Here is a 22,155-nt window from a genome sequence, read left to right on the forward strand (position 1 = left end):
GCGGGTGGAGGCCCGTTAGCGTGTCACCCACGCGTGCACCGGTACGTGGTCCGACCACCGTCGCCTGGCGTGGTCGACGAAGCAGCCCCGCATCCGGCCGTCCCCGGCGAACACGTAGTCGATCTTCCGTTTCCGGGTGACGTAGGTCCAGCGCTCGCGCGGGTCGCATTCGTCCCGTCCCTCGTAGGCGGCGGCAGCGGCGCGCGGGACGAGATTGAGATCGCCCCCGACGACACCCCGGCGGCCGAGCGCGAACAGCTCGCGGAGCTGCCGGTGCCGGTAGGGCGCGCCCTTCTGCCGGTCGTCGTAGACCGAGCCGGACGAGAGGTGCGCGGTACAGAACGCCCGGTCGGCCGTGCAGATCGCGGGCCTGCGCAGCCCCCACGGCGGGGTGGTCAGCGCGTGCACCTCGAAGCGGGCGTCCTGGCGGGCCAGGGCGAGGGTGACGCTCTGCACGCCGCGTGGCCGGCCGTTCCAGTCGGGGGAGCACTGGTACGGCGAGCCGTCCGGATGGGCGAACCCGGCCGACTGGACGCTCCAGGCGCGGCCGGTGCGCGCCTCCAGTTCGCGTTCCAGGTCGGCGTCGGCGCCCGCGCAGAACTCCTGGAGGAAGATCACGTCCGCCTTGGTGGCCAGCACGGCGACGTGCCAGGCCAGCTCGGCGGTGCTGCGGCGGTGGAGGGGGCAAGCGCTGTACGTGCCCGCGCAGACGTTCCACGTCATCACGTGCAGCGGAGCGGAGGCCGGGGCGGGCGTCGGGGACGCGTCGAGGGATAACAGCCCGGCGATCACGAGATGGCGGATCATCGGTGGTCATTCCACCGTCAGGGATGAGCGCAGGCGGCCCATCTCCTCGGCGATCGTGGCCACCGTCCAGTGGGCGTTGAGGCCGCTCGGGTTCGGCAGCACCCACACGCGGGCCCCGCCCACCGTCTCCGGCTGCGGCCCGATGACCGCCTTGGGGCGGGCGAACGCGGTGCGGTAGGCGGAGATGCCGAGCACGGCCAGCACCTTCGGGCCGAGCGCGGCGACCTTGGCCGCCAGGGCCTCGCCGCCCGCCACCAGTTCCTGGCCGGTCAGCTCGGCGGCCTTGGCGCTGGCCCGGGGCACGATGTTGGTGATGCCCAGCCCGTACGAGGGGAGCAGGTGCTGCTCGGCGGGTGCGAGCAGGCGCGGCGTGAAGCCGGACAGGTGCAGCGCCGGCCAGAAGCGGTTGCCGGGGCGGGCGAAGTGGTGGCCGGTGGCCTCGGACATGAGGCCGGGGTTGATGCCGCAGAACAGCACGTCGAGCGAGGGGCCTAGGACGTCGTCGAGCACACGCCGGAGGTTAGCCGATGAAAGGGCGTGATTGGCCCATATCCTCAAGCCGACGAAGGGGCGTGATCGGCCCATATCGTCAAGCCGGCGAAGGGGCGTGATCGGCCGATGTCCTCCAGCCGGCGAAGGGGCGGGCGTCAGCCCATGTCCTCCAGTCTGCGCCCCTTGGTCTCCCGCACCCACTTGCTCACGAAGATGAACGACAACACCGCGAACAGCGCGTACATCGCGTAAGTGACCGGCAGGTTCCACTCGGCCAGCGCCGGGAACGACACCGTGATCAGCCAGTTCGCGATCCACTGCGCGGCGGCGGCGACGCCCAGGGCGGCGGCGCGGATGCGGTTGGGGAACATCTCGCCCAGCAGCACCCAGACGACCACACCCCACGACAGCGCGAAGAACAACACGAACATATTGGCTGCCACCAGCGCGATCGCGCCCTGCGGGTCGGGCAGCGAGACCGACTCGCCCTCGCCCCCCGCGAAGCTGAACGCCCACGCGGCCGTGGCCAGGCCGACCGCCATGCCGGCCGAGCCGATCAGGAGCAGCGGCTTACGGCCGATCTTGTCCACGAGCGAGATCGCGATGAACGTGCCCACGATGTTGATGATCGAGCTGGAGAAGCTGATCAGCAGGGAGTCGCTCTGGTTGATGCCGACCGACTGCCACAACACGGACGAGTAGTAGAAGATCACGTTGATGCCGACGAACTGCTGGAAGACCGACAGCACGATGCCGATCCACACGATCGGCAACAGTCCCATCGTGCGGCCCCGCAGGTCCTTCAGGCCGGGGACGCGTTCGGTGCGCAGCACGTGCTGGATCTCGGTGATGCGGTTGTCGAGGTCCACGTCGTCGCCCTCGATCTCGGCCAGCACCTCGCGGGCGCGCCGCGTCCGTCCGGACATGACCAGGTAGCGGGGCGACTCGGGGATGGTGGAGGCGAACAGCAGGAACAACAGGGCGGGCACGACGCAGACGCCCAGCATCCACTGCCACGCCTCCAGCCCCCACAGCTCGTTGTTGACGTCGCCGCCCGCCAGGCGGGCGATCAGGTAGTCGACGAGCTGCGCGACCGCGATGCCGAGCACGATGGCGAGCTGCTGGAACGATCCCAGCCGGCCACGGTAGGCGGGCGGGGCGACCTCGGCGATGTAGGCGGGGCCGAGCACGGACGCCATGCCGATCGCGAAGCCCGCGATGACCCGCCAGAACCCCAGGTCCCACACGGCGAACGGCAACATCTGCCCGATGGAGCTGACCGCGAACAGCAACGCCGCGACCTGCATGGAGCGCGTACGCCCCCAACGGTCCGCCAGCCCGCCACCGACCCAGGCGCCCACGGCGGAGCCCAGCAGCGCGATCGCCACCACGAAGCCGGTCTCGAACGAGCCCACCTGGAAGTGCTTCTGGATGCCGATGACGGCGCCGTTGATGACGGAGCTGTCGTACCCGAACAGGAACCCACCGATCGCGGCGGCCGCCGTGATGAAGATGACGTGCCCTAGATGCTCATGATGGGTGTATTGCGTAGCCATGCGGTTACCTCCCCGAATGGTCGGGGAACTACCCGGCGCTCACCTACCTATTCCCATCGGGGCCGCAGCTCACAGGCGTGGGTCGACCGGTTCGGACTCCAGGGCGAGCACGGCGAAGACCGGCTCGTGCACCCGCCAGCCCGCCTCGCCGTCCGCCAGCCGCGACAGCGCCTCCAGGCCGAGGGCGTACTCGCGCAGCGCCATCGACCGCTTCTTGCCGAGGAAGCGGCGCCGCAGCACGTCCAGCGACTCGGTGTAGTCGGGGCCGTAGATGATGCGCAGGTACTCGCGCCCGCGCACCTTGACCCCCGGCTGCACCCGGCCGGGCACGTACGAGGCGGGCTTGACCACCATGCCCTCGCCGCCGTCGGCCGTCATCGACTCCCACCACGCGGTCGCCGCCGCCCTGGACTCCGGCGAGTCGAGCGTGACGAACACGTGCCGGGTCGCGGTGATCAGCGGCGAGTCGAGCAGCGCGAGCGTGGACAGGTGCCAGGCGTGCGGCTCCAGCGCCGTGGCCCGCCCCTCGCAGGCCAGGACCTGGAACGGAGCCACCCGGATGCCCTCCAGCCCGTCCACGGGCCAGCAGTAGCGGGCATAAGCGTCGCGAAACAGGGCAGCGTTCTGCGAGCGGCGGCGGGCGCGGTCAAGCAGATCGCTCACACCCAGCCCGCGTCCGGCCGCCGCCTCCAGCGCCGCTACCGCCTCCGGCAGCGCCGCGCGGGCCGCCGCGCCGACGGAGGCGTACTGCGACCTGATCAGCTCCCCGGCCTTGGCCGACCAGGGCAGCAGCTCGCAGTCGAGCACCACCCAGTCGGACTCCAGCGCGGACCACAGCGGCTCGCACGCCTCCCGCAGCCGCTCCACGAGCGGCGCGGTGTCGGCGAAGAACGGCCGTCCCGTACGGGTGTAGAGCGCGCCCGCGCTGCCGTCGTCCACCCCGAACCTGGCCGCGGCCACCTCCGGCGTGCGGCACAGCACGGCCACGGCCCGCGAGCCCATGTGCTTCTCCTCGCACACGACCTCGCGCACCCCCGCCGCGGCGAACTCCTCGAACGCCTCGTGCGGGTGCTCCAGGTAGCCGTCGAGCCTGGACGTCTCCGGCGGGGCCATGGTCGGCGGCAGGTACACCAGCCAGCGCGGATCCACCGCGAAGCGGCTCATGACCTCCAGCGCGGCGGCGGCGTTCTGCTCCATGACCTTGACCCGGCCGCCGGTCCTGGTCTCCACGTGCCGGGTGCCGGTCACGTCGTTGATGTCCAGCATGCCCGGGTCGCGACCGCCGGTGGCCGCCAGCGGCTTCGTCGGCTCGTACCACACCTTCTCCGCCGGAACCTGGACGAGCTGACGCTCCGGGTAGCGCAGCGCGGTCAGGTGGCCGCCGAACACGACGCCCGTGTCGAGACAGATGGTGTTGTTCACCCACTCGGGGGAGATCGTGGGGGTGTGGCCGTAGACGACCATGGCCCTGCCCCGGTACTCGTCGGCCCACGGGTAGCGGACCGGCAGGCCGTACTCGTCGGTCTCGCCCGTCGTGTCGCCGTACAGGGCGAACGCCCGCACCCGGCCCGACGCGCGGCCGTGGTACTCCTCCTTCAGCCCCGCGTGCGCGACGACCAGCCGGCCGCCGTCCAGCCGGTAGTGGCTGAGCAGGCCGTCCATGAACGTCCTGGCCCGCGCCACGAACTCGGGCGGCTGCGCGGCGAGCTGGTCGAGCGACTCCTGCAGGCCGTGCGCCACCTTCACCTTGCGGCCGTTCAGCGCGCGCACCAGCTTCTGCTCGTGGTTGCCCGACACGCAGATCGCGGTGCCCGCCTCCACCATGTCCATGACCAGGCGCAGCACGCCCGGCGTGTCCGGCCCGCGGTCCACCAGGTCGCCGACGAACACCGCCGTCCGGCCCTCGGGGTGCCTGAGGCCCTCCCAGCCCAGCTCGCGCAGCAGCGTCTCCAGCTCCGAGCGGCAGCCGTGCACGTCGCCGATGATGTCGAACGGGCCCGTCAGCTCCGTCTTGTCGGACCACGCCTTCTCGTACGTGATCGTGGCGGCCTCGATCTCCTCCAGGCCGCGCAGCACGTGCACCCGCCTGAAACCGTCGTTGGAGATCTTGCCGAGCGAGCGCCGCAGGTCCTTGCGCTGCCTGATCACCACGCCGGGGCCGAAGTCACGGTCGGGGCGGGCGGCGTTCCGCTCGATCGCCACCTCCTCCGGCGCGTCCAGGACGATCGCGTCGGCCAGCACGTTGTGCCGCCTGGCCAGGTCGATGAGGCTCTTGCGGGCGGCGTACTGCACGTTCGTGGCGTCCACCACCGTGAACAGGCCCCTGGACAGGCGCACGCCGACGATGTGGTGCAGCAGGTCGAACGCCGCCGGGGTGGCCGCCTGGTCGTTCTCGTCGTCCGAGACCAGGCCGCGGCAGAAGTCGGACGAGATGACCTGCGTGGGCTTGAAGTGCCTGCGCGCGAACGTGGACTTGCCGCTGCCGGACACGCCCACGAGCACCACCAGGGAGAGCTCAGGAACGCTGATCAAGGGTGAACACTCCCATCTGGGTCGGCGGGCCGAGCTCGGGGTCGTCGTCGCCGACCGGGGCGAAGGCGACCTGGTAGCCGTACTGGGCGGCCACCCGGGTGGCCCAGCCGGCGAACTCCGCCCGCGTCCACTCGAAGCGGTGGTCGGGGTGGCGCAGGCCGGTCAGGAACTCGTAGCGGACGTTGTACTCGACGTTCGGGGTGGTGACCAGCACGTGGCTGGGCCTGGCGCGGCCGAACACCACCCGTTCCAGCGCGGCCAGGCGCGGCGGGTCCACGTGCTCGATCACCTCCATGAGCACCGCCGCGTCGTAGCCGGACAAACGCTTGTCGGTGTACGTGAGCGCGCCCTGGAACAGGGTCAGCCGGGCGCGCTTGGCGTCGGCCATGCGGTCGAGGCGGAGTTTGCGGGCGGCGATGGTGAGGGCCATCGGGGAGACGTCCATGCCGGCGACCCGGGCGAACCTGGGCCTGGAGAGCAGGGCGCCGACCAGCTCGCCCTGGCCGCAGCCGAGGTCGATCACGGTGGTCGCGCCGAGTTCCTCCAGCTTGGCGAGGATGGCCTCGCGGCGGAGGGTGTTGAGGGACTTCGGCTTGGGGGTGGTGGGCTGGTCCTGGGGGAGGGGCTCAGAATCAGGGGCTGCGGCCTCCGCCTCGGCTTCCGCGGCGGTCGCCTCATCGGCGGCCTCCGCTTCCGCGGCGGCGGCCTCGTCGGCGGCCGTCACGTCCGCCGGGGCGTCCTCCTCGACCGCCGGCTCCAGCTCCTCCTCCGTCTCGTCGCCCAGCTCGGCCAGCCGCGCCAGCGCCGTACGCGCCAGGGCCCAGCGCCGCCCCAGGTACCGCCGGGTGATCAGGCCGCGCTCCGGATGGCCGCCCAGCCACCCTTCACCGGCCCTGATCAGCTTGTCCACCTCGTCGGGCGCGACCCAGTAGTGCTTGCCGTCGTCGAGGACCGGCAGCAGCACGTACAGGTGGTTGAGCGCGTCGGCGAGGCGGACGGCGCCGCGCAGGGTGAGCCCGACATAGCGGGACTCGCCCCACTCGGGGAAGCCTTCGTCCAGCGGCACGGGCCGCGCGTCCACCTCCCAGCCGAGCGGCTCGAACAGCCTTTGCGCCAGCTCAGGGCCGCCCCGGCAGGGCAGCGCGGGCAGCCGCAGCTCCAGCGGCAGCGGCGTGCCGGGCAGCTCGGGCCTGGCCTTGCACCGCCCGGCCCGCGCCGTGCGGAACACGTCGGCCAGCGCCACCGCCAGCAGCGACGAGGCCGCGTACGGGCGGTCGTTGACGTACTGCGAGAGGCTGAAGTCGGGGGAGTTCCTGCCGCGCGACCTGACCAGGGCGATCGGGTCCACGTCCAGCATGAGCGCCACCGTGCAGCGCTCCTCGGCCGCTTCCGGATAGAACACCGTGGCCTTGCCGAACGACTGGCTGAACTCCTGCACGCGGTCGGGGTGCTTGTGCAGGAGAAAGCCCAGGTCGGTGGCGGGCCTGGCGGTGGTGGTGATCGTCAGCAGCACATCCCAAGTGTGCCGCAACCGCGCAAAGCGCCGCCAACCGATTACCGCCCGCCGCCCAGCCGGTCGTCACACGTGGGGCAGGACCTCGGCGGCGATCAGCTCCAGGTGCTCCAGGTCGCCCAGGTCGAGGATCTGCAGGTAGATCCGCTCGGCCCCGATCTCACCGAACTGCCCGATCTTCTCCAGGACCTCCTCCGGCGTCCCCGCCAGCCCGCCCTCACGCAGCCGATCGGGATCCTCCCCGATGGCGGTGGCGCGCCGCTCGACCTCCGCCCGGTCCTTGCCGACCACGGTCGTCTGCGCCGCCGACAGCCGCAGAGTGCGCCCGGTCTCCTCACACGCCTCGCGTACCCGGTCGAAGGCGGCGCGGGTGTCGCCCACCGTGTGGAAAGGCACGTTGTACTCGTCCGCGTACGCGGCGGCCAGCCGGGGCGTGCGCTTGGCGCCGACCCCGCCGATGATCACCGGCGGCCGGGGCCGCTGGGCGGGCTTGGGCAAGGCGGGGGAGTCGGCCAGCCGGTAGTAGCTGCCCTCGAAGGAGTAGCTCTCCTCCGCGGCCCACAACCCGGTCAGGATCTCCAACTGCTCCTCGAACCGCCCGAAGCGCTCCTTCGTCGGCGGGAACGGGATGCCGTAGGCGGAGTGCTCGCCGTCGAACCAGCCGGTGCCGAAGCCCAGCTCGACCCGGCCGCCGCTCATCTGGTCGACCTGCGCCACGGTGATCGCCAGCGGCCCCGGCAGCCGGAACGTGGCCGGCGACACCAGCGTGCCCAACCTGATGCCGGAGGTCTCCCTGGCCAGGCCGGCAAGGGTGATCCAGGCGTCGGTGGAGCCGGGGCCCGGGTCGCCGGCGCCGATGCGCTGGTAGTGGTCCGACCGGAAGAAAGCGTCGAAACCCAGGCGTTCGGTGGCCTGGGCGACGGCGAGCAGGTCGTCATACGTGGCGCCCTGCTGGGGCTCGGTGAAGATCCGCAGCTTCATGGTCCACATTATCCGCACACAACGGACGTGAACCGGAAAAGGCCCGCGCCGCGCCGTACGGGCTTGCTAGCGTGCGGGGGCAGTGCTGTAAGTAGCCGACCGAACACTCGGGGTGGCCCATGCCTCGGCACAAAAGGGAGCCCGGTCTGCTCCCGCGCCCGTTCGCCGTTCTCGGGGCGCTCGCGCTCGCGGCCGGCACCGTCACGGTGGTGCGCCTGCTGCCGGCGGACGCCACCGCGCCGTCGCGCCCGCCCGCCGCGCGCCCGTCCGGCACGCCGCCGCCGACGCCGGTGGGGGCGCCGCGCGCCGCGTTCGTGGGGTTCGTGGACACGGCCCGCGAGCCCACGTTCGACCTGCCGGGACAGGCACGCCGTACGGGGGTGCGCCGGTACGCGCTCGGCCACCTGGTGGCGGGCGGCGACGGCTGCTCGCCCAAGTGGAGCGGCCTGCCGGACGCGGCCCCGCCCGTCCTGGCCGACGGCGCGGACGAGAGCGCTGCGACGGCTGGCGACGCGGACCAGGACAGCGACGTCCCCGACCAGGACGGCACCACCGCGGCCGCCCGCGCCCACACCCGCGCCGGCCTCCTCGACCCGGGCGGGAACCCGGTGGCCAACCGGATCGGCAAGCTGAGGGCGATGGGCGGCGACGCCGCGCCCGTGTTCGGCGGCCCCGACGGCCCGGAGCTGGCCACCACCTGCACGAGGCCGGGCGGCCTGGCCACCGCCTACCGCCGGGTGGTCGGCGCGTTCGACGCCGAGGCCGTCGACTTCGAGGTGCGCGACAGCGCCGACCGGGCCGCGGTGCTGCGCCGCGCGCGGGCGATCCACGCCGTGCAACGCGAGCGGCGGCTGAAGGTCAGCTTCACGCTGCCGCTGCGCCGCGACGGCCTGGCCCCCGGCGACGCCGCGATGTTGCGCGCCACCCGCGAGGCGGGCGCCGAGGTCGGCACGGTCAACCTGCTGGCCGCCATCGAGCCGCGCAGCACGCGGGGCGCCCGGCTGGGGCTGGTGGCGGCGTCCGTGCGGGCGGCGGCGGAGCAGGTCGCGCGGGCCCATGGCCTGACGGATCCCGTGGCGGCGTGGCGGAGCATCGCGCTGACGCCGGTGCTGGCGGACGCGGGCGACATGAGCGAGCGCGACGCCCGTACGCTCACCGACTACGCCGCCCGTCGCGGCCTGGCCTGGCTGTCACTGCGCGGAGTCACCCCAAAGCCGGACGTTTCCCGAATTCTTTGGCGAAGTCCTGCCTGAAGATAGGATTCCGCTGACAGAGAGGCGACAGTCAGCAGGGGGAGGGCGTGATGGCGACACGTCCCGACACCGCGCGGAAGCTGCTGCTCTACTGGATGTACGGCACGATGGGCCTGGTCTGGCTCATGTCCGTCGTGTACATCACCGGCGACGCGGTGAACGGCGACGTGCCCGCCGCCACGGCGGTGGTCAACGCCGTCCTGGCGACCGGCTTCTTCGTGCTCAGCCCGATGCTGCTGACGGAGGCCTTCGAGCACCGTCCGAAACCCACGCTGAAGCTGCTGGCCGCGGGCCTGATCTCGGTGGTGCTGTTCTTCACCTCGCCCCTCGACGGCGCGTCGACGGCCATGTGGATGCAGACGCTGACCTTGTGGACGTCGCTGGCCGCCCTCTATCTGCCGCTGCGCGCGACGGTCGTGCTGGCGGCGTCGCTGTGCGTCGGCGTCGCGTCCTACGCGGGCTTCGTGACCGGGCAGCCCTGGCAGAGCATCCTGCTCATCGAGGCGCTCAACTCGTTCATCATGATCGCCGCCATGCTGGCGTGGCGCTGGTTGTGGTGGGTGATCAGGGACGCGCACAAGAGCCGCGAGGCCAGGGCCAGGCTGGCCGTGGCGGAGGAGCGGCTGCGTTTCGCCCGCGACCTGCACGACCTGCTCGGGCACAGCCTGTCGGTCATCACGCTGAAGAGTGAGCTGGCCGCCAAGCTGGCGACCAAGGACCAGGACCGGGCCGCCGCCGAGATGGCCGCGGTCCGCGCGCTGGCCGGTGAGTCGCTGTTCGAGGTGCAGCAGGCGGTGCACGGCTACCAGGCGCTCGACCTGGACGAGGAGCTCGCGGGGGTGCGCGCGGCGCTGGAGGCCGCCGGGGCGAGCTGCGTGATCGAGGCCAGCACGGACGGCCTGTCACCCTCGGCCAGGATGCTGCTGGCCTGGGCGGTGCGCGAGGGCGGCACGAACATCCTCAAGCACAGCACGGCCACCCGGTGCGTGATCAGGATCGACGAGGGGGTGCTGGAGATGGTCAACGACGGGGTGACGGACCTGGGGGCGGCGCCGGGGAGCGGCCTGCGCGGACTGTCGGAGCGGCTGGTCACGCAGGGCGGCTCGTTCTCCGCCGGGCCCACGCAGGGCGGGCACTTCCTGCTGCGCGCGGCGGTGCCGGCGTGAAGGTCCTCGACCGGCTGCGGAGCGCGAGCAAGCTGACCAAGGTCCGCTGGCTGATGGTCTACTGCGCGGACCTGCTGCTGCTGATCCCGCTCTTCGGCTACTACGACCTGTATCTGCGCTGGCGGGACTACGGGGTCCCGCTGTGGCTGGTCCTCATCGGCGCCGTCCTGCTGCTGGTCTTCAACGTGCTCAGCACGCGTCCGTTCAGGATCGCCGTGCGCGGCGGGAGGCGTCCCGTCGCCATCCTGGCGATCACCGGGGTGATCGCGGTGCTGCTGGCCGCGGCCGGGCAGGTGTTCGCGCTGCCCACCTGGCTGGCGCTGCTGTCGCTGTTCGTACGCGTCCGCACCGCCGTCGCCGTGTCCGTCCTGTCGATCGTGCTGTTCAACGTGTACGCCGCGCTCGCCGGGAACTTCACCCTTCCGCTGCTGATCTTCGTGCAGACCGTCTTCACCACGATCAGCGTCGGCGCGCTGCTGGCCAACCTCAAGCTGTGGCGGCTCACCATGGAGGCGCACGAGGGGGAGGAGGCGATGGCCAAGCTGGCGGTCTCGGAGGAGCGGCTGCGCTTCGCCCGCGACCTGAACGACCTGCTCGGCCGCAGCCTCACCGACGTCGCCGTCCGCACAGAGCAGGCCGAGCTGAGGCTGCGCGCGGACCCGGAGGCGGCGGCGGCCGAGATGTTCGAGGTGCGCGACCTGTCCAGGCGCTCGCTGCGCGAGGTGCGCACCGTCGTCCAGAACTACCGCGCCATGGACCTGGACGAGGTGCTCGCCAGCGTGCGCGCGGTGCTGGAGGCGGCGGACGTGCGCTGCACGGTGCGCGCGGACACCGGCTCGCTGCCGGCCGAGACCAGGACGCTGCTGGCCACCGTCGTACGCGAGGGCGCGACGAACGTCCTGAAGCACAGCAGGGCGGAACGCTGCACGATCACGATCGAGAACGGGGTGCTGGAGATGTCCAACGACGGGGTCAGCGGACCGGTCGGCGAGCACGCGCCGATCGGCCTGGCCGGGCTCGCGCAGCGGGTGCGCGCGGCGGGCGGCACCCTGGAGGCCGAGCCCGTGCCGGGAGGCCGCTACCTGCTGCGGGCGGCGGTGCCCGCATGACGACCCGCGTGCTGCTGGCCGACGACGAGCACCTGATCCGGGGCGCCATCGCGGCGCTGCTCGACCTGGAGGACGGCATCGAGGTCGTCGCCCAGGTGGGCAGGGGCGACGAGGTGCTGGCCGCGGTGGCCGAGCACCGTCCCGACGTGGCGGTGCTCGACATCGAGATGCCCGGGATGGACGGGCTGAGCGCGGCCGAGCAGATCAGCTCCCAGTGCAAGATCGTCATCCTGACGAGCCTGGGCCGCCCCGGCTACCTGCGCAGGGCCATGGCGGCAGGCGTCAGCGGCTTCCTCGGCAAGGACGCCTCGGCCGAGGAGCTGGCGATGGCCATCCGCAAGGTGCAGTCCGGCGGGCGCTACCTGGACGCGGAGCTGGCGGCGGCGGCGATGGCGGCGGGGGACAGCCCGCTGACCGAGCGCGAGCGCGACGCGCTGCGCCTGGCCGCCGAGGGCGCCACGATCTCCAGGATCGCCGCGGAGCTGCACCTGACCGAGGGCACCGTGCGCAACTACCTGTCCAGCGCCATGACCAAGCTCAACGCGCAGAACCGGCTGGAGGCCATCCGCACGGCCCAGCAGATGGGCTGGCTCTGACACCAGGCAATTCCACACGGAACGGCTGTCCGTTCCGGCACTGAGCCCAGGCCTTCACCCGAGCTGTACTCATCTTCGGCCGCCGATGCGCGGCGGCCTGTCATCAGACCCGGGTCACCAGACCAAGGTCATCCGACAGAGGGGGAGAGATGGGTACGACAGGGGCCACCGAGAGACGTTCGAGAGCCACCGTCCTGCGCAGGCACGGCGTGCGCGCGCTGACCGCGGGCGCCGCGCTGGCGGCCTCGCTGCTGGCCGTGGCCGGCCCGGCGCACGCCGCCGCCAACGTGAGCGTGTCGGCGCCGATCCTGCGGATCACCGCGGACGGCGCCGCCGACGCCATCACGGTCACCCAGGTGGGCGGCAGGCTGGTGGTCAGGAACGACGGCGGGCTGCTGTTCCCCGGCGCCGGTTGCGTGGCGACCGCCAAGAACGTGTCGGTGTGCGACGCGGAGGGCGTCACCACCATCGCGGCGGACACGGGCGCGGGGGACGACACGCTGACCAACAGGACCACGCTGCGTTCGAGGGTCGTCCTCGGCGCGGGCTCGGACCTGTTCTTCGGCGGTACGGCCGTGGACATGGCGGCCGGCGAGGCCGGCGACGACCGGATGGCCGGCAACACGGGCGACGACGTGCTGATCGGCGGCGACGGCGTGGACAGCGCGAACGGCGGCGACGGCGCCGACAAGTGCGACGCCGAGACCGTCACGGCCTGCGAGTAAGGGAAGGGCGCTCCCGGCCGCGGTCTCAGGTACGCGGCCGGGAGCGCCGGGTCAGGCGGTTCCGGTGTCAGCAGGTGACGTAGGCGGAGCGGCTGGCGGCCTTGTAGGAGCAGGAGTCGACGAGCTTGCCGGTGGCGTTGCGCACGTAGGCGGTGTCCTGGTCGTTGTTCCACACGTACTGCTTGCGGTTCCAGAACACGCTGCTCGTGCCGTCGCTGCCCTGCCCGGTGCGCAGGGTGATCCGCTTCTTCGGCCCCAGCACCGCGTCCGCGCCGAACTCGTAGGTGTAGCCGGTCTTGTCCCGCACGCTCCACCCTTCGAGGTCGATGGCCTTCCTGGTGGTGTTGAGCAGGGTGACGTACTCGGCGTTCAGCGAGGCGTTGGAGCGCCGGTCCGCCCCCGGCGAGTCGTAGTAGATCTTCACGATCTGGAGGGCGGGGGCGGCGGCCTGGGCGGGCAGCGCCGCGCCGAGGGTCGCACCGGCAGCGAGCAGCGCTGCGAGCGTGGAGGCAAGTCTCACCGTCGAGGTCCTTCACGGATGTATGTGGCTTATGTGACGGATGTAGGACGGTGGAGGGTGGCTCCTGGTTGTCCCCGCGCGGACCATATGTACGGGGGTCCGGGAGCGTTCTCGCGAGACGTCTCGAAAGCGTCACGGCCCTTGACTGCACGGACACCCGGAATTTACGTTCGCGGTACTTATCCGGTTCAGCAGGCCCGGCAGGGCCTGCGATCTATGAACAGAGAATCGCTCACCGGTCCCTTCGCGCGGGCGTCGTTTTGTGTCAGCGCTGGGAGCGCTCCCAAGGGCCGGGCCAATCGGGGGTCTGACAGGCGTACACACCTTCGCGCCAGAGCGCGGAGGAAGGAGAGAAGCGATGCGTAACCGGGCTCGGATCATGATTCCGCTCGTAGCGGCGGGCCTGCTCGCCACGGCCTGCTCCGGCGGCGGAGCCACGCCGACCCCGCCGGCCTCCCAGCCGCAGAGCCAGGGTGCGGCGGCCAACCCCGACCAGCTTCCGCGCAACGAGACCCTCTACACCACCGGCACCCAGTGGGGGCCGCCGCCGAACTTCAACCCGATCAGGGAGTGGGACTCGGCGGTCGGCACCAAGGGCCTGGTGTACGAGACCCTGTTCCACTACGACCCCAACGCCGCCAAGCTCAACGGCTGGCTGGCCGAGAGCGGCTCCTGGAGCGACGACACCACCTACCAGGTGAAACTGCGGCAGGGGATCAAGTGGGCCGACGGGCAGCCCTTCACCGCCAAGGACGTCGTCTTCTCCTTCGAGCTCGGCAAGATGGAGACCATCCCCTACCACCACCTGTGGGACTGGCTGAAGACCGTCGAGGCGGTCGACGACCAGACCGTGAAGTTCACCTTCACCAAGGCCAACTACCAGCAGTGGGACTTCAACCTCTACAGCCGCTCCATCGTCCCCGAGCACATCTGGAAGGGCCGCTCGGAGAAGGAGGTGCTCGACGGGATCAACGAGAACCCGGTCGGCACGGGCGCGTACAAGTTCCTGAGCAAGGACCAGGACCGCGTGGTCCTGCAGCGGCGCGACGACTGGTGGGGCAAGACCGCGCTCGGCATGGAGCCCAAGCCGCGCTACATCGTCGACATCGCCACGCCCAGCAACGAGGTCGCGATGGGCATGCTGCTGCAGAAGGGCCTGGACCTCAGCAACAACTTCCTGCCCGGTGTGGCCAACCTGGTCAAGGGCAACTTCGGGCTGACAACCTTCTACAACGAGCCGCCGTACATGCTGTCGGCCAACACCGCGTGGCTGGTGCCCAACACCACGAAGAAGCCGATGGACGACCCGGCCTTCCGTAAGGCGCTGGCCTCCTCGGTGGACGTCAAGAAGATCGTGGAGAGCGTCTACGGCAACCTCGTCAAGGCCGCCAGCCCCACCGGCCTGCTGCCGCAGTGGGACAAGTACGTGGACCAGAGCGTGGTCTCCGCCTCGGGCTTCACCTTCGACGCGGCCAAGGCCAAGAAGCTGCTGTCCGACGCCGGGTACAAGGACGGCGACGGCGACGGGTACGTGGAGAACAAGGACGGCTCCAAGATCAGCCTGACCCTGATCGTGCCGTCCGGCTGGACCGACTGGATGGAGTCGGCCAGGTCCATCTCCGCCAGCGCCAAGAGCGCCGGCATCCAGATCACGCCGGAGTTCCCCGACTTCAACGCGCTGGTCGAGCAGCGCGCCAAGGGCGACTTCGACCTGCTCATCAACAACGAGCGGCAACTGTCGAACTCGCCGTACACCTACTACGAGTACATGTTCCAGCTCCCGGTGCAGAAGCAGCAGAACACCGTCAACTTCGCCCGCTACGAGAACGACAAGGCCTGGGGCCTCGTCCAGGAGCTCGACCAGGTCAAGACCGACGACACGGCGGGCATGCAGAAGATCATCTCCCAGCTCCAGCAGATCCATCTCGACGACATGCCGGTGATCCCGCTCTGGTACAACGGCCTCTGGGCGCAGTCCAGCACCAGCGTGTGGAAGAACTGGCCGGCCGCCGCGGGCACCGCGCCCAAGACCGGCGCCGTGATGTGGCGCAACTGGCTGGAACTCGGCGGTTTCGAGACCCTGACCCAGCTCCAGCCCGCCGCTTCCTGACGAGCCCCCGGACGAACCCCGCGATCCCTCCGCCCCGCGTATCCCCGGGGCGGAGGGACCTCCCCGGAGACAACACACGTGCGTCGTTATTTCGGTAGGAAACTGCTCATCTACGGACTGACGTTCTTCGTCGCCGTCACGGTCAACTGGATGATCCCGCGCTTCATGCCGGGCGACCCGGTCGCCAGCATGGTCGCCCGGGCCAACGTCACCAAGCCCGAGGCCGTGGAGGCCATGCGGGCCTACTACACCAGCCTGTTCGGGCTGGACCAGCCGCTGTGGCAGCAGTACGTCAACTTCTGGGGGGCGCTGCTGCGCGGCGACTTCGGGGTCAGCATCTGGCTGTTCCCGACGCCGGTCAGCACGGTGATCCTCATGGCGGTGCCGTACACGCTGGCTCTGATCGTCCCGTCGGTGCTGCTGAGCTGGGTGGTGGGCAACCGGTTCGGCGCGTACGCGGCCCGGCGCAAGCTCCTCGACAACACCGTGCTGCCCGTCGGCTACGTGCTGACGGCGATGCCGTACATGTGGCTGGCCGTGCTGCTGGCCTGGGCGTTCGGCGTGATACTCGGCTGGTTCCCGGTGGCCGGCGGCTACAGCTTCTCGATGCGGCCCAACTGGTCGATGCCGTTCCTGCTCGACCTGCTGCACCACTGGACGCTGCCGTTCCTGTCGCTGTTCCTGGTGGCGCTGGGCGGGTGGGCCATCGGCATGCGGAACATGATCATCTATGAGCTGGAGTCCGACTACTCCACCTACCTGTCGGCGCTGGGCGCGCCGAGCCGGCTCATCCGCCGCTACGCCTTCCGCAACGCCGTGCTGCCCCAGATCACCGGCCTGGCCCTGCAACTGGGCGTGCTGGTGGCGGGCGCGCTGGTCACCGAGATCGTCTTCGCCTACCCGGGCCTGGGCAGCCTCATCCTGAAGTCCATCCAGAACAAGGACTTCTTCCTGCTGCAGGGCACCTTCCTGTTCATCGTGCTCGGCGTGCTGATCGCCAACTTCATCATCGACATCGTGTACGTCGTGGTCGATCCGCGGACCAGGGCGGGAATGGCGGGTGCGCAGGCATGACGGCTCTACAGGAGGTCGCGCCGCGAGAGCCGGCCGGGGTCCGGCGCGAGGCGCTCCACTTCGCGGTGCGCAACGGCAAGCTGATAACCGGCTTCGGCATCGTGCTGGTGCTGCTCCTGCTGGGGCTGCTCGGCCCGGTGCTGTTCGGGGACGCACCCAACGAGTACGGCCCCAAGCCGATGAACCCGCCGTCGGGCGAGCACTGGTTCGGCACCACCACCTTCGGCCAGGACGTCTTCGTGCAGTTCGTGCACGGGCTGCGCAGCACGTTCGCGGTCGGCGTGATCGGCGGCGGCATCGCGGCGGTGATCGGCATGGTCGTCGGCTTCGTGGCGGGCTACCGCGGCGGCCTCGTGGACGAGGTGCTCAACATGCTGACCAACATCATCCTGGTCATCCCCACGCTGGCCGTGCTGCTGATCATCAACGCGTACCTGGGCATCCGCAGCGTGGCCGTGCAGGGCCTGTTCATCGGGCTGACGCAGTGGCCGTGGGCGGCGCGGGCGATCAGGGCGCAGACGTTCTCACTGCGCACCAGGGAGTTCGTGGACCTGGCCAGGATGAGCGGCGCGGGCACCGGGCGGATCATCGCCAGGGAGATCGCGCCCAACATGAGCTCCTACCTGTTCATGACGTTCATCCTGCTGTTCGGCGGCTCGGTGCTGATCGCCTCCTCGCTGGACTTCATCGGCCTCGGCCCCACCGAGGGCGTCTCGCTGGGCCTGATGTTGCAGAACGCCAACCAGTGGAGCGCGCTCCAGCTCGGCCTGTGGTGGTGGTTCGTGCCGCCGGGCGCGGCCATCACGGCCATCGTCGGCGCCCTGTACGTGGCCAACGTCGGGCTCGACGAGGTCTTCAACCCGAAACTGAGGGAGACATGAGTCTGCAGGTCAGCGACCTCAGGGTGCACTACAAGACGCTCAGGGGGGACGTGCGCGCCCTCGACGGCATGACGTTCGAGCTGGGCGACGGCGAGATCCTCGGCCTGGTCGGCGAGTCGGGCTGCGGCAAGAGCACGCTGGGCAAGTCGCTCATCCGCATGGACGGCCGGATGCGCCGCGTGGGCGGCACGGTCGTGCTCGACGGCCGCGAGCTGCCCATCGACGACGACCGCGCGATGAACGAGTTCCGCTTCCGCGAGGTCTCCCTCATCCCGCAGTACGCGATGAGCGCCCTCAACCCCACCCGCAAGATCCGCAGAATGGTCGTCGAGCTGCTCAGGTCGCGCGGCGCCACACCCGACATGGCCGAGCTGGAACGCCGGATGGACCAGGTCGGCCTGCCCCGCGAGGTGCTCGACCGCTACCCCATCGAGCTGTCGGGCGGCATGAAGCAGCGCATGGTGATGGTCATCTCCACACTGCTCGACCCGTCCCTGCTGATCGCCGACGAGGTCACCTCCGCGCTCGACGTCTCCACCCAGAAGGCCGTCGCCCGCGCGCTGCTCGGCTTCCGCGAGAGCGGCTACGTCAAGAGCATGATCTTCGTCACCCACGACCTGGCGCTCACCCACCACATCGCCGACACGGTCATGGTCATGTACGCGGGCAGGCTGGCGGAGAAGGCGCCCGCCGACCAGATCGTCAAGGCGCCGCGGCACCCGTACACGAAGCTGCTGCTCGACTCCCTGCCCGAGGTCGGCGTCCGCTACGCCGACCGCAGGCTGGAGGGCATCGCCGGCAGCCCGCCGTCGCTGCTGAACCCGCCCGCCGGCTGCCGCTTCCGCGACCGCTGCCCCATCGCGGGCGAGCAGTGCGCAGCGGACCCGCCGGTGGTCGAGCTGGCCCCCGACCACCACGTAGCCTGCTGGAAGGCCTGATGCTGAAGCTCCACGACGTCACCAAGCAGTTCCGGGTCGGCGCATTCGGCGGCGGGCGCGTCACGGCCGTCGAGGGCGTGAGCTTCGAGGTCGTGCCCGGCGAGGTCGTCTCGCTGATCGGCGAGAGCGGCAGCGGCAAGAGCACGATCGGCCGGATGATCCTCGGCCTGAACCCGGTCACCAGCGGCTCGATCACCTTCGACGGCCTGCCGGTCGCGGCGGGCAAGGAGTACTACCGCCGCGTCCAGGGCATCTTCCAGGACCCGTTCAGCTCCTTCAACCCCGTGTTCAAGGCCGACCGGGTGTTCGCCATGATCAAGGAGGCGTACTACCCGGCCACGCCGGCCCCCGAGTGGGCGGACCGGGTCGGCACGGCCCTGCGCGACGTGCGGCTCAACCCCGACCAGGTGCTCGGCAAGTACCCCCACCAGCTCAGCGGCGGCCAGCTCCAGCGCCTGCTCATCGCCCGCGCGCTGCTGCTGGACATCAAGCTGCTGGTCGCCGACGAGATCACCAGCATGCTCGACGCCTCCACCCGCATCGACGTGCTGAACCTGCTCGCCGAGCTGAAGGCGCGCGGCCTGAGCGTGCTCTACATCACCCACGACCTGTCGCTGGGCAACTACCTGGCCGAGCGCACGGTGGTGCTGCGCAAGGGCGGGGTGGTGGAGATGGGGCCGACCGAGCGGGTGTTCGGCGACCCGCTGCACCCGTACACGCGCGAGCTGCTGGCGGCCGTGCCGCGCCTGCACGAGGCCTGGGACGACGCCGTGCCCGTGGAGACCTGCCTGTACCACCGGCGAGGCGGCTCGGGCGGCCTGTACGAGGCCGAGCCCGGCCATCTCGTCGCGTGCGCCCGGCTAGAGACCTGTTAGGAGAGCTTCTTGAAGTACCGTCCGCTGCACAGCGGCTGGACCCTGTCGTCGAAGGACCTCGGGGAGATCCCCGCGAGCGTGCCCGGCTGCGTGCACACCGACCTGCTCGCGGCCGGCGCGATCGACGACCCTTACCTGGACGACAACGAGCACCGGCTGGCCTGGATCGGCCGTACGGAATGGACCTACAGGACGGAGTTCACCTGGTCGCCTGACGAGCACGAGCGCACCGACCTGGTGTGCGACGGCCTCGACACGGTCGCGGCGATCACGGTGAACGGCGTCCTGGTCGGCGAGACCGCCAACCAGCACCGCTCCTACCGCTTCCCCGTCCGCCACCTGCTGCGCGAGGGCGGCAACGAGCTGGTCGTGCGCTTCTCCTCGCCCTACGAGTACGCCGAGGCGCGGCGGGCGGCGCTGGGGGAGCGGCCCGGCGCCTACGACGAGCCGTACCCGTTCATCCGCAAGATGGCCTGCAACTTCGGCTGGGACTGGGGCCCGACCCTGGTGACGGCGGGCATCTGGCGGCCGATCGGGCTGGCGAGCTGGTCGGGCGCCCGGCTGGCCGAGGTGCGCCCGCTCGCCCGCGCCGACGGGCACGTGCGGGTGCACGTACGGGTGGACCGGGCGACCGAGGAGCCCGTCACGGTGACCGTCGGGGGCGTCACCGCAGAGCAGCGGCTGGCCGGTTACTCGGGCGTGGTGGAGCTGCGCGTGCCCGAGCCCGAGCTGTGGTGGCCGCGCGGCCACGGCGAGCAGCCGCTCTACGACCTGACCGTCCGCCTCGGGGAGCAGGAATGGCGCGGCAGGATCGGGTTCAGGGACGTCGAGCTGGACCGCGAGGCGTTCAAACTGGTGATCAACGGCGAGCCGGTGTTCGTCAAGGGCGTCAACTGGATCCCCGACGACTGCTTCCCGTCCCGCGTCACCCGCGAGCGCCTGGCCGAGCGGTTCGCGCAGGCCACCGCCGCCGGGGTGAACCTGCTGCGGGTGTGGGGCGGCGGCCTGTACGAGTCGGCGGACTTCTACTCCCTGGCCGACGAGCTGGGCCTGCTGGTGTGGCAGGACTTCCCGTTCGCCTGCGCCGCCTACCCGGAGGAGGAGCCGCTGCGCTCCGAGGTCGAGGCCGAGGCCAGGCAGCAGGTCGCCAGGCTGGCCGCGCACCCCAGCCTGGTGCTGTGGTGCGGCAACAACGAGAACCTGGAGGGGCACGCCGACTGGGGCTGGCAGGAGAAGCTGGCGGGCCGGAGCTGGGGCGCCGGCTTCTACCACGACCTGCTGCCCTCCATCGTGGCCGAGCTGGACCCTGCTCGCCCGTACTGGCCGGGCAGCCCCTACTCGGGCGCGCCGGACCTGCCCCCGAACGACCCGGCGCGCGGCACGATCCACATCTGGGACGTCTGGAACCGCGAGGACTACCACCGCTACGCCGCCTACCGGCCGCGGTTCGTGGCCGAGTTCGGCTTCCAGGGGCCGCCCGCCTACGCCACCCTGCGCCGCGCCTCCTCCGACGAGCCCCTCACGCCCGCCTCCTCCCACCAGAAGGCCGCCGACGGGCAGGCCAAGCTGCTGCGCGGCCTCGGCGACCACCTGCCGCAGCCGGAGACGTTCGACGACTGGCACTATCTCACCCAGCTCAACCAGGCCCGCGCGATGACGTTCGGCATCGAGCGGTTCCGCGCGCTCATGCCGCACTGCATGGGCACGATCGTCTGGCAGCTCAACGACTGCTGGCCGGTCACGTCCTGGTCGGCGATCGACGGCGACGGGCGGCGCAAACCCCTCTGGTACGCGCTGCGCCGCGTCTACGCCGACCGGCTGATCACCATCCAGGACGGCGAGGCGGCCCTGGTCAACGACACCGGCGAGCCCTGGTCGGGCGAGCTGTGCCTGGAACGCCGCGGCCTCGACGGCGGGCCGCTGGCCAAGGAGGTCGTCACCGTGCACGCCGCGCCCAGGTCGGTGCTGAAGGTGGCGCTCCCGCCGTCGGTGGCCGCCCCCGACGACCCCGCCCGCGAGCTGCTCACGGCCCGGCTGGACGGAGTCGGCACCGTGCGCTGCTACACCGACGACACCGCCGTGGCCTACCCGCCGGCCGCCTACGACGCGCACGCCGAGCGCTCGGCGGGCGGCTACCGGGTGACGGTCACCGCGTCGAGCGTGCTGCGCGAGCTGGCGCTCTTCCCCGACCGGCTCGACCCCGCGGCGAGCGTGGACGAGCAGCTCGTCACGCTGCTGCCGGGGGAGAGCGCCGTCTTCGAGGTGACCACCGGCCGTGAGCTGGACCCCGGCGAGCTGACCCGCTTCCCCGTCCTGCGATGCCTCAACGAGGAGGTCAGACCCTGAACTCCTCGGTGCGGTGCGCGTAGGCGGGCAGCGCGGCCCGCATCCCGTCGGTGATCACCGGCGGCGGCAGGGGGACGACCTCGCGCTCGTGGAAGTCGCGGACGTCCTCGCCCTCGCCGAACAGGGCGGTGACCGCGTCCAGGCAGGGCTCGACGACGTCGCGGTCGGTGATCCGCCGGCCGCCGCTGCCGCCGCCGTACTCGTCGTACAGGACCTCGTACATCAGCGCGGGGGAGAAGATCACCAGCTCCGGCAGGGGTTCGAGGTCGGCGACGCGCTCGGCGGGCAGCACCCGGCAGGGGGAGCCCGCCGTGGCGCGGACGGCCAGGATGTGCATCTCCCACTGCAGGTAGGGGGTGATGGGCAGCTCGGTCACGCGTAAGCGCCTGACGGGCTGGCGCCGGTGGAAGTAGTCGGTCAGCGGGCCTGCCATGGCGTGGATGAGGGCCAGCGACCGCTCCCACTCGCCGTCCATCATCGCCCGCCAGCTCGCCACGTCGGGCTCGTAGAAGGTCTGCGCGCGCTCCAGCTTCCACATCGGCTCGGTGCAGGCCTCGTGGTCGCGCTCGAACCCGGCTTGGTACTCCGGCACGTCCATGACCTCGCCGCCGGCGCCCGCGACGGCGGCGAACGGATTCGTGAGACGGACCGGGGTGCCCTGCTCGGTCATGCGCGTTTCCC

Annotated in this window: 19 protein-coding genes; 11 read left to right on the forward strand and 8 right to left on the reverse strand. The window is 71.1% G+C overall.

From position 1 onward, the window contains the following. Positions 1 to 15: 15 nt before the first annotated feature. The 6 genes from ABD331_RS00725 to ABD331_RS00750 form a co-directional block, all read right to left on the reverse strand. A complete protein-coding gene (locus ABD331_RS00725) occupies positions 16 to 807 on the reverse strand; it encodes an endonuclease/exonuclease/phosphatase family protein (RefSeq protein WP_344470154.1) in 792 nt (263 codons plus the stop codon). 6 nt (positions 808 to 813) lie between these two features. Continuing rightward, positions 814 to 1,317 (reverse strand): G/U mismatch-specific DNA glycosylase, encoded by a 504-nt coding sequence (gene mug, locus ABD331_RS00730; protein ID WP_344470155.1) that lies wholly within the window; start codon positions 1,315 to 1,317, stop codon positions 814 to 816. A 137-nt stretch (positions 1,318 to 1,454) separates the two neighbouring features. Further along, the gene (locus ABD331_RS00735; protein ID WP_344470156.1) at positions 1,455 to 2,855 is read right to left on the reverse strand and encodes a sugar porter family MFS transporter; all 1,401 of its coding nucleotides are present in this window, start codon (positions 2,853 to 2,855) and stop codon (positions 1,455 to 1,457) included. Between the two features lie 69 nt (positions 2,856 to 2,924). Beyond that, positions 2,925 to 5,387 (reverse strand): polynucleotide kinase-phosphatase, encoded by a 2,463-nt coding sequence (locus tag ABD331_RS00740; RefSeq protein ID WP_344470158.1) that lies wholly within the window; start codon positions 5,385 to 5,387, stop codon positions 2,925 to 2,927. Then, a complete protein-coding gene (locus tag ABD331_RS00745; RefSeq protein ID WP_344470159.1) occupies positions 5,371 to 6,900 on the reverse strand; it encodes a 3' terminal RNA ribose 2'-O-methyltransferase Hen1 in 1,530 nt (509 codons plus the stop codon). The genes ABD331_RS00740 and ABD331_RS00745 overlap by 17 nt, the downstream gene beginning before the upstream one ends. 66 nt (positions 6,901 to 6,966) lie before the next feature. After that, positions 6,967 to 7,881: an LLM class F420-dependent oxidoreductase gene (locus ABD331_RS00750; RefSeq protein WP_344470160.1), complete on the reverse strand. Its 915-nt coding sequence runs from the start codon at positions 7,879 to 7,881 to the stop codon at positions 6,967 to 6,969. A gap of 119 nt (positions 7,882 to 8,000) precedes the next feature. On the opposite strand from ABD331_RS00750, the gene ABD331_RS00755 reads away from it, so the two are divergent. The 5 genes from ABD331_RS00755 to ABD331_RS00775 all read left to right on the forward strand — a co-directional run bounded on the left by ABD331_RS00755 (position 8,001) and on the right by ABD331_RS00775 (position 12,730). Next, positions 8,001 to 9,134 carry a glycoside hydrolase family 18 protein gene (locus ABD331_RS00755; protein ID WP_344470161.1) on the forward strand — a complete coding sequence of 378 codons (1,134 nt, stop codon included), beginning with the start codon at positions 8,001 to 8,003 and terminating at the stop codon, positions 9,132 to 9,134. A 50-nt stretch (positions 9,135 to 9,184) separates the two neighbouring features. Further along, a complete protein-coding gene (locus ABD331_RS00760) occupies positions 9,185 to 10,300 on the forward strand; it encodes a sensor histidine kinase (RefSeq protein ID WP_344470162.1) in 1,116 nt (371 codons plus the stop codon). Continuing rightward, positions 10,297 to 11,409 carry a sensor histidine kinase gene (locus ABD331_RS00765; RefSeq protein WP_344470163.1) on the forward strand — a complete coding sequence of 371 codons (1,113 nt, stop codon included), beginning with the start codon at positions 10,297 to 10,299 and terminating at the stop codon, positions 11,407 to 11,409. Before ABD331_RS00760 ends, ABD331_RS00765 begins: the two co-directional genes overlap by 4 nt. Next, positions 11,406 to 12,005, forward strand: coding sequence for a response regulator transcription factor (locus tag ABD331_RS00770; RefSeq protein WP_148434298.1), 600 nt, complete (start codon positions 11,406 to 11,408; stop codon positions 12,003 to 12,005). The genes ABD331_RS00765 and ABD331_RS00770 overlap by 4 nt, the downstream gene beginning before the upstream one ends. A gap of 149 nt (positions 12,006 to 12,154) precedes the next feature. After that, positions 12,155 to 12,730, forward strand: a complete 576-nt coding sequence (locus tag ABD331_RS00775) for a calcium-binding protein (protein WP_344470164.1) — start codon at positions 12,155 to 12,157, stop codon at positions 12,728 to 12,730. Positions 12,731 to 12,797: 67 nt separating this feature from the next. Here the strand turns inward: ABD331_RS00775 and ABD331_RS00780 are convergent, their stop codons facing one another. After that, positions 12,798 to 13,250, reverse strand: coding sequence for a lamin tail domain-containing protein (locus ABD331_RS00780; protein WP_344470165.1), 453 nt, complete (start codon positions 13,248 to 13,250; stop codon positions 12,798 to 12,800). 358 nt (positions 13,251 to 13,608) lie between these two features. Here ABD331_RS00780 and ABD331_RS00785 point away from each other — a divergent pair, with 358 nt between their 5' ends. The 6 genes from ABD331_RS00785 (at position 13,609) to ABD331_RS00810 (ending at position 21,474) form a co-directional block, all read left to right on the forward strand. Beyond that, positions 13,609 to 15,360 (forward strand): ABC transporter substrate-binding protein, encoded by a 1,752-nt coding sequence (locus tag ABD331_RS00785; protein ID WP_344470166.1) that lies wholly within the window; start codon positions 13,609 to 13,611, stop codon positions 15,358 to 15,360. Positions 15,361 to 15,438: 78 nt separating this feature from the next. After that, positions 15,439 to 16,434, forward strand: a complete 996-nt coding sequence (locus ABD331_RS00790) for an ABC transporter permease (protein WP_344470167.1) — start codon at positions 15,439 to 15,441, stop codon at positions 16,432 to 16,434. Next, positions 16,431 to 17,315: an ABC transporter permease gene (locus tag ABD331_RS00795; RefSeq protein WP_344470168.1), complete on the forward strand. Its 885-nt coding sequence runs from the start codon at positions 16,431 to 16,433 to the stop codon at positions 17,313 to 17,315. Before ABD331_RS00790 ends, ABD331_RS00795 begins: the two co-directional genes overlap by 4 nt. Next, positions 17,312 to 18,253 carry an ABC transporter ATP-binding protein gene (locus tag ABD331_RS00800; RefSeq protein ID WP_344470169.1) on the forward strand — a complete coding sequence of 314 codons (942 nt, stop codon included), beginning with the start codon at positions 17,312 to 17,314 and terminating at the stop codon, positions 18,251 to 18,253. The genes ABD331_RS00795 and ABD331_RS00800 overlap by 4 nt, the downstream gene beginning before the upstream one ends. After that, positions 18,253 to 19,128, forward strand: coding sequence for an ABC transporter ATP-binding protein (locus ABD331_RS00805; RefSeq protein WP_344470170.1), 876 nt, complete (start codon positions 18,253 to 18,255; stop codon positions 19,126 to 19,128). The genes ABD331_RS00800 and ABD331_RS00805 overlap by 1 nt, the downstream gene beginning before the upstream one ends. A gap of 9 nt (positions 19,129 to 19,137) precedes the next feature. Continuing rightward, positions 19,138 to 21,474, forward strand: coding sequence for a glycoside hydrolase family 2 protein (locus ABD331_RS00810; RefSeq protein ID WP_344470171.1), 2,337 nt, complete (start codon positions 19,138 to 19,140; stop codon positions 21,472 to 21,474). On the opposite strand, the gene ABD331_RS00815 is transcribed toward ABD331_RS00810, so the two are convergent. Beyond that, a complete protein-coding gene (locus tag ABD331_RS00815) occupies positions 21,464 to 22,144 on the reverse strand; it encodes a DUF6879 family protein (RefSeq protein WP_344470172.1) in 681 nt (226 codons plus the stop codon). The two genes, ABD331_RS00810 and ABD331_RS00815, sit on opposite strands and share 11 nt — an antisense overlap. Positions 22,145 to 22,155: the final 11 nt, after the last annotated feature.

Origin of the sequence: Nonomuraea monospora (genome assembly GCF_039531895.1) — a bacterium.
GTDB classification, from domain to species: domain Bacteria; phylum Actinomycetota; class Actinomycetes; order Streptosporangiales; family Streptosporangiaceae; genus Nonomuraea; species Nonomuraea monospora.